The following is a 1,359-nucleotide window of genomic DNA, read 5'->3' as shown; positions in this document are numbered from 1 at the left end:
GGTCAGCCCCTTCAAATCGCCCACGCCGTCGCCGTTGCTGTCCTGGAAGGACCTGACCAGGACCTCGTAGAAGACGGCACGCTTGAACCACTCCGGATCGCGGTCGGCTGCGGGAGTGTCCTCGAAGGTGTCCGGGACGGGCTCGTTGACGATCATCGTGTGGGTGACCCTCCGGTCTGCAGTGAGGACGGTCGCAGGACGGTCAGCACGTGCGCGGGAGCCTCTCCCGGCGACAGACGCACGTAGTTGGTCCTGCCCCAGTGGTAGGTGACGCCGGTGAGCTCGTCACGCACCGGCACCGACTCGTGCCAGTCCAGGCCGAGCCGCGGCATGTCCAACGAGACCGTCGCCTCCTGGGTGTGGTGCGGATCCAGGTTGACGACCACCAAAACCGTGTTCGAGCCCGAGCGTTTCGAGTAGACGATCACCTCTTCCTTGTCGGCGTGGTGGAAGTGCAGGTCCCGCAACTGCCGCAGCGCCGGGCTGGCCCGCCGGATCGCGTTCAGTTGCGTGATGAGGGGGGCGATGCTGCGTCCCTCGCGTTCGGCCGCCTCCCAGTCCCGCGGCCGCAACTGGTACTTCTCCGAGTCCAGATACTCCTCACTGCCCTCCCGCAAAGGCACGTTCTCACACAACTCATAACCCGAGTACATCCCCCACGTCGGCGACAGCGTCGCCGCCAACACCGCCCGCACCTCGAAGGCCGGCCGCCCCCCGTGCTGCAGATACGCATGCAGGATGTCCGGCGTGTTCACGAAGAAGTTCGGCCGCATATACGCCGCCGCCTCACCCGACAACTCACCCAGATACTCCGTCAGCTCCTGCTTCGTATTCCGCCACGTGAAATACGTGTACGACTGCTGGAACCCGACCTGCGCCAGCGTGTGCATCATCGCCGGCCGCGTGAACGCCTCCGCCAGGAAGATCACATCCGGATCCACCCGGTTGACCTCCCCGATCACCCGCTCCCAGAACACCACCGGCTTCGTATGCGGATTGTCCACCCGGAAAATCCGCACCCCACACCCCATCCACCACCGCAGCACCCGCAGCGTCTCCGCCACCAGACCATCCATGTCCCCATCGAAGAACACCGGATAGATGTCCTGATACTTCTTCGGCGGATTCTCCGCATACGCAACCGACCCGTCCGCACGGCGCCGGAACCACTCCGGATGCTTCTCCACCCACGGATGATCCGGCGAACACTGCAACGCGAAATCCAGCGCCACCTCAAGCCCCAACTCCCGCGCCCGCCCCACGAACCAGACGAAATCCTCCACCGTCCCCAAACCCGGATGCACCGCATCGTGCCCACCCTCCGGCGACCCGATCGCCCACGGCACCCCCACATCCCCC

Annotated in this window: 1 protein-coding gene; it reads right to left on the bottom strand. The window is 65.3% G+C overall.

What is annotated here, in order from left to right; genetic code table 11:
• Positions 1-152: 152 nt before the first annotated feature.
• Positions 153-1,359 (bottom strand): alpha-amylase family protein (locus ACZ3TS_RS42690; protein ID WP_467628572.1); only part of this gene is annotated, 1,207 nt, incomplete at its 5' end.

It is taken from the genome of Streptomyces sp. NPDC022910, assembly GCF_055561075.1.
This window is presented reverse-complemented; position numbering and strand designations above follow the sequence as displayed.